Origin of the sequence: Colwellia sp. RSH04 (assembly GCF_003545765.1) — a bacterium.
Taxonomy (GTDB): domain Bacteria; phylum Pseudomonadota; class Gammaproteobacteria; order Enterobacterales; family Alteromonadaceae; genus Colwellia.
This window is the reverse complement of the sequence record NZ_QXIO01000022.1, coordinates 1-5,955: the sequence shown is the minus strand read 5'-3', so window position 1 is coordinate 5,955 and position 5,955 is coordinate 1. Positions and strand designations below refer to the sequence as shown.

Annotated in this window: 7 protein-coding genes; all 7 read right to left on the bottom strand. The window is 36.7% G+C overall.

Features of this window, described 5'->3' with window-relative positions; genetic code table 11:
- Nucleotides 1-323: 323 nt before the first annotated feature.
- The gene (locus D1094_RS18050; RefSeq protein WP_118961495.1) at nt 324-548 is read right to left on the bottom strand and encodes a hypothetical protein; all 225 of its coding nucleotides are present in this window, start codon (nt 546-548) and stop codon (nt 324-326) included.
- Between the two features lie 166 nt (nt 549-714).
- Nucleotides 715-1,068 (bottom strand): hypothetical protein, encoded by a 354-nt coding sequence (locus D1094_RS18045; RefSeq protein WP_118961494.1) that lies wholly within the window; start codon nt 1,066-1,068, stop codon nt 715-717.
- Nucleotides 1,069-1,170: 102 nt separating this feature from the next.
- The gene (locus D1094_RS18040) at nt 1,171-1,629 is read right to left on the bottom strand and encodes a DUF3291 domain-containing protein (protein ID WP_009840424.1); all 459 of its coding nucleotides are present in this window, start codon (nt 1,627-1,629) and stop codon (nt 1,171-1,173) included.
- A gap of 488 nt (nt 1,630-2,117) precedes the next feature.
- Nucleotides 2,118-2,360: a hypothetical protein gene (locus D1094_RS18035; RefSeq protein WP_118961493.1), complete on the bottom strand. Its 243-nt coding sequence runs from the start codon at nt 2,358-2,360 to the stop codon at nt 2,118-2,120.
- 116 nt (nt 2,361-2,476) lie between these two features.
- Nucleotides 2,477-3,667, bottom strand: a complete 1,191-nt coding sequence (locus D1094_RS18030) for an alpha/beta hydrolase (RefSeq protein WP_118961492.1) — start codon at nt 3,665-3,667, stop codon at nt 2,477-2,479.
- A 474-nt stretch (nt 3,668-4,141) separates the two neighbouring features.
- The gene (locus D1094_RS18025; RefSeq protein ID WP_118961491.1) at nt 4,142-4,663 is read right to left on the bottom strand and encodes a hypothetical protein; all 522 of its coding nucleotides are present in this window, start codon (nt 4,661-4,663) and stop codon (nt 4,142-4,144) included.
- Nucleotides 4,664-4,771: 108 nt separating this feature from the next.
- On the bottom strand, nt 4,772-5,110 hold the full coding sequence (locus D1094_RS18020) for a DUF805 domain-containing protein (RefSeq protein ID WP_118961490.1): 339 nt from the start codon (nt 5,108-5,110) through the stop codon (nt 4,772-4,774).
- Between the last annotated feature and the right edge of the window lie 845 nt (nt 5,111-5,955).

Below are 5,955 nucleotides of genomic sequence, written 5' to 3'. Positions count from 1 at the left end.
CCCAGCAACACGACTAACCAAACCGTGACTTTTGAGCCAAACACGAAAGCTAGAACAAAGTTAATGACTTTACCGCAAGGTGTCTTAAAAAGCGTAAAGTCTATTAACGACAAACACCAAAACGGTTAGGCGAAAACTGAGGCGTAACCCACCAAACTAACCTTGAAAACACTGTTCTTACAATAAAATAATAACTCGATTTCGTGTTGCCAAATAACGCCACTTTAAGCGGCAAAAAATTGTTGGCTAAAATGTTGAACGGAGTGAAAACAGCCAACTGTTTTTTGTCCGTTTGAAAGCCTTGTTAGGCATATAGGCACTGACTATGAGTCGCCTTCTTTCATTAGTACGGTACCAACACAGCCAATAATAGCTACCAAACGTAAAACCATAACCACCGAATACTCTATTGGAGCCATATTAAAGGTAATCATTCTCCCTGAGTATGTTGTGGCGCTAGAAAGCCCAATAGTTTCACCGATTAAAAACGCATTAATTGTATCGAAAACTAAAAAAACACAAAAAATAGATATTAACCACTTTTTCATAATTTTAATTTTCCTTGTTACTCGAGCTAAATTTTTTAAGACTTCTATAAGTAAATATTACTCATACACTATAAATATGCCTAACGCCCAACTAAGGGGCTGATAATTGTTGGCTATAATGTGTAGCGAAGCGAAACTGAGCCAACTGTTAGCAGTCCCGCTTTAGTTACTTGTTAGGTAACGTTGCATACCCAGCTCTAACTTGTTTTGCTATATAGCTATCTATAGCATTCTTCAAATTACTATTTGGGTTTGAATTACAGTATGAGCCAATGCTAATAATAAAGTTTTGACCTTCTGGCATTTTATCAGGTGATTTGCCTTGTTCGAAAATAACACCTGTACCAGTTAAGTAGCCCGCCCACCAGTTTTTATAACCATATTGCCAATTAGGTTCATTTTTCTTTTGATTATAAAGAGAACATTCAACGCTACCGAATACATTAAGTGCTTCAGTTGCTACAGTTTGCTTGGTAAAAACTAATAAAACAACGAGTGTAATTTGATGCGCAAATCTCATTTAGTTACCTAACGCCGTTTTAAGCGGCAAATTGTAGTTGGCTAAAATAAGTGAGGCACGAACAAAAAGCCAACTGTAATTTGTCCGACTTGAAAACCCTTGTTAGGCATTACATTCTCTATACTCAGCTACGCTAAAATTACTTTTAAAAGAAAATGCATTGGGTGTATCACCATTACTTCGTAAATATTCCAGTTTTTCTACAGCTTCTTCAATTGTAGGAATATGACCTACCGGAACCCACCATAAAACATAACTATCTTCTGGAATATTATGAAACCACTCTTTTTTGCGACGCAGGAAATCTCTATGATGAGTTCTGAACATAAAGTTTTTCAGAGCATCTACTGAATCCCAAACTGACATATTTACGATAATATTAGGGTCAGAAAACGCTTGGATATTCGTTGCATCTCCATCTTCATCCTTCAAGCGCCATATAAATCCACTGCTTGATTCTGCTAAATTATTAACAGGTTCTAAATTATCAACGAATTCTTTAATTTCAGGAGCCTCTAAAGAGTATTTAGCTTTGGCTATATTCAATTGTGCAAGATGCATATGGATCCTCCGTGATGCCTAACGCCCCACTAAGAGGCAAAAAATTGTTGGCTAAACTTAGCGACGAAGGAGCAAAAAGCCAACTGTTTTTTGTCCTTTTGAGTGACTTGTTAGTTGCTGGTAGTTAAAAGTACCAATCTTACAACAAGTTACCATGTTTACGAAATGGCAGGAAGAGCCAATAAGCGCTTCCGCAATAAACACCTAAACATGAACTTTGAGCCTTAAAAGCCAAAGCAATTTAAATCACTAAACTATGCAAGGCGAAAACTGATTGGCAAAAAGGAAGTAAATATTAAAAGGCACTTCCATTGCCAAACCAAAGAATTGAACCAAGCGCAAAAGCTAATATTGTGCACTAAACGACAAATAATTTAACTCGAATTAGTGCGGGCAACTAACGCCCCGCTAATGGGCAAATAATTGTTGGTTAAAATAAGCGACGCAGGAGCAAAAACCAACTGTTATTTGTCCTGTTGAGCGCCTTGTTATGCAGATTTTAGCCAAACACTCTCAAATTCTTCTTTTGATATTTTTCGCGATTCTGACAAGTCTAGATCCTTAATGTTTCCATCATACAACCAACACTCTTCAACTGAATCATTTCTAGATGAAAACCACTTACCATCATATTGCTCAACTTGCCTGAGAGCATGTCCCTCATTAGCAAACTCTGTCCAAATGGTTCCTTCACCTAAATGTGATTCAGACACTCCAATCCAATATTGCACCGCACTTCCTTATCTGCATAACGCCCAATTAACAGGCAAAAAATAGTTGGTTAAAATTAGCGACGAAGGAGCAAAACCAACTGTTTTTTGTCCTTGTTTAATTTCTTGTTAGGTTTTTATGACTCTATTTTTGACTTAGATTTATTAACCATGTCCTGTAAAGCATCTATAATATTAGCCTCACGTTTTTGTTCCTTTGCTAAATTATGTGCTTGAACAAAACTTTTATATGATTTTTCATATTCTTTAACCTTGGCATAGCCTTGTGCAAGCCTCATATGAGCATATGAATAATCAGAGTAATCATATACAAATGACTCCAGAGTATTAATCGCTTCCTCTTGTCGCTGATTCATTTGTTGCTTCTCGGCAAACTCTACGTAAATATCAACAGGGACTGAAATAGTGAAGCCAAACTGTTCAGATAATGTGGTGTAGTAGTCCTTAAGGGCTGAAACGTCAGCATACTTTGCTAGCTCAGGGGTAATTTTAAAATTGATATCAGAATATAAGTACTCTAAGCCACTACTTACCGAGGGTAGAATACCACTCATATGAGTACGTTCTGGATAGTGCTCAAATTTCCAATCTAAATTAGCTGGCTTATTCCTCTCCATATTGGTTAACAACTCTAATGTGCCTGTATAGAAACGGCTACCTTCACCTGCAACACTAAGAAAAAGCTTTTGTTTATTACGTTCGGTTGCAGTTAGTTTTTTTGAATTTTGAATTACTTCATCATAGCTCCACCATCCATTCGCACTTATTGCTAAATAATTATTGAATAGTTCTGGTCGTTCAAATAAAGCTGATAACGCCAGTGTACCAGCATTAGAATGACCGATAATTGTTCTGTGCGGGTATGTAGAGTATTTTTTATCAATAAATGGAAATAGCTCGTCACTGAGAAATTTTAAAAAGTTCTCTTGTCCTGACTTAGGCCATTTAGACTTAACGAAAGTTTGAAACTCCGTTTTTGGTTCACCGTTGATTGCAGGTAAATAGTCACGAGGTCGATTTGTTGTTTGAATCCCTACGACCATCGTCTTTGGTATTTGTTCATAGTCGACTAAGGATTGGACAATGCCAGTAACAGTATGAAAATGGTGTTCACTATCAAGTAAATAGATAACATATAAGGAGTCGTCTTCATTTACTCCTTTTGGTATATAAACAGAAATTGGTCTGTCTTCACCAATAATTTCAGAATGTATAATTAACTTTTCGCCGATAGTAACTTTATCGAATGCTGAAGTTTCAGGTATCGTAACTAGAATAATAAAGAGTAATAATGTTAATAATCGCATGCATAAATCCTTTTTGTGAACTCGATAGTGACTTTAAAACCTAACGCCCATTTAAGGGGCTGATAATTGTTTGCTAAAATGTGTAGCGAAGCGAAACCGAGCAAACTGTTAGCAGTCCCGCTTTAAATTCTTGTTATGTTTCAAATACACAACACCAAAAAGTTAATTTGTCATGTGGTGATAAATAAACAGGACAGCCCATAACAATATTGCACTACCGACAAAGATGAATAAACCTTTAAGGCTAAAGCTACTAATTCTATGTTTGCAAACGGGACAAACAAAATATGATTTATTCATTGCCACTTTAACTTCTAGTGGAACAATATCCGCTTTGCATTTTTTACACTGTCCCATTTAAATTTGCATACTCTGATTGAAACATAACGCCTCACTAAGAGGCAAAAAATAGTTGGTTAAAATAAGCGACGAAGGAGCAAAAACCAACTGTTTTTTGTCCTTTTGAGTGCCTTGTTAGCATTTGGGTCCATATATATTAATAAAAGGGGTAAAGTTGTAATTATGAGTGTACCCTTTAGCTAAACAGTTATATTCCTTGCATGCTTTAGGGCTCATCTTAACAGCTCTTTTTTTATTTAAAGAGGCAATATCACCAAAATATGCATCTAAAGTTTCCTTCTCTATAGCAATAGTTAGCCATGCTGCTGTGTATCCGTTCCATTTATCTTGCGCTAGAAGATCATCAATTTTTTTATAAACACCCTTACCGAGTTTATATCTATAGTTTAGCTTTCCAGTTCTTTCATATTTATTCCTAGTTTTGACACTAATTAAATATTTTTTAGAATTTTTGTTAGCTGAAAAATCTGCAAATGGGAAATTTTCTTTCTCTGTTTTGTTTAAATCAACAACATCAGTAAATTCATTTTCTTTTAATAGTTTTTCTGCAAAAGTCTCACCTACAGCACCAAACTTCCTGAACTTAACACCATCTTTACTTGTGATTTTAATAGGATCTTTTTGAGGATTAAACATTAACTCTCCTGAATGCTAACGCTAAGCTAAGCGGAAAAATACAGTTAGGCTAAACTGCGCGAAGCGCGAGCCAACTGTAATTTTTCCGTTTAAGCGCCTTGTTAGGTTTTATGCGGGAACACCAGCTTTAGGGTTAACGCCATAGTCATTTTCATCATGGCTATCTTGGGCTAAAAAGACAATCATGACTATTAGACCGATAAGTGGAACTAAATAAATTAACTGCCACCATCCAGATCGCCCTGTATCATGCAACCTTCTAGCTCCAAGACTAAGACTAGGAACTAGAAGTCCAAGACCCAATACCATGAGAGCAAGATCCAAACCAAGTACTGATAAAACGACTTGGATAATCAAATAAATAAGCATGAACATCCAGTACTCTTTCCTACGTGCTCGACCAGTAAAGTCAGCATATTTTTTCAGTGCGCCTATAAAATAATCCATCGTTGGACTCTCCTTTTTGTTGATAAACTTTTAAAACCTAACGCCACAATAAGCGGCTTGTAATTGTTGGCTAAAATGTGAAGCGAAGCGAAACCGAGCCAACTGTTACGAGTCCGTTTGATTGCCTTGTTAGTTGCTGCACGTTAAAAACACCTAACTTACAATAAGTTATCACGTTTACGGTTTAGACGGAAGAATCAAAGAACTCCCACCGCAACTTTGCCGCCACACGTGAACTTTGAGCCGTTTACGCCTTTGCGAATTGTTTTACCTTACAAAACTAAGGCGAAAACTGTGTAACCAAGAACACAAAGCGACTTTATAAAACTGAAAAATGAAACAACAAAGGAAGGAAACAAACACCAATCCTTTGATGTGAAATACCGCACGTTTAATAAATAAATTTATTCGAACAAGTTGCGGCAACTAACGCTTTGCTAAGCGGCTAAGGACACGTTTGCTATACTGCGCGGAGCGCGAGCAAACTGTACGTGTCCGTTTGAGCAACTTGTTATATGCAGCAGTGGTTGTAGCCAAACACTGCACGTAATTAAGCCACCCGTAATAATAAAACCTGACCGTGAACTTTTACGCTACTCACTACTGCCAGAACTAAATTAATAGCGTTGCCACCTTTGAAAAAGGAATAAATGGCAATGCTTATTAGTGCAAACACCAAACCATGTTTAGCGTAAAACACTGATTAAGAATATCTTGCCCTAATAAAAATTACTAAGAGCATATAACGTTTATATTAAACGGCAAAGTAACATTGGCTATAATCGCGAAGCGATGGCCAACTGTTACGTGTCCGATTTGAATTATCTTGTTATTTGATGGTAGCG

Excerpts from the sequence above, each read along its gene's own strand:
- D1094_RS18020 (WP_118961490.1), bottom strand. The coding sequence starts at position 5,110 with ATGGATTATTTTATAGGCGCACTGAAAAAATATGCTGACTTTACTGGT.
- D1094_RS18045 (WP_118961494.1), bottom strand. The coding sequence starts at position 1,068 with ATGAGATTTGCGCATCAAATTACACTCGTTGTTTTATTAGTTTTTACC.
- D1094_RS18040 (WP_009840424.1), bottom strand. The coding sequence starts at position 1,629 with ATGCATCTTGCACAATTGAATATAGCCAAAGCTAAATACTCTTTAGAG.
- D1094_RS18030 (WP_118961492.1), bottom strand. The coding sequence starts at position 3,667 with ATGCGATTATTAACATTATTACTCTTTATTATTCTAGTTACGATACCT.
- D1094_RS18050 (WP_118961495.1), bottom strand. The coding sequence starts at position 548 with ATGAAAAAGTGGTTAATATCTATTTTTTGTGTTTTTTTAGTTTTCGAT.
- D1094_RS18025 (WP_118961491.1), bottom strand. The coding sequence starts at position 4,663 with ATGTTTAATCCTCAAAAAGATCCTATTAAAATCACAAGTAAAGATGGT.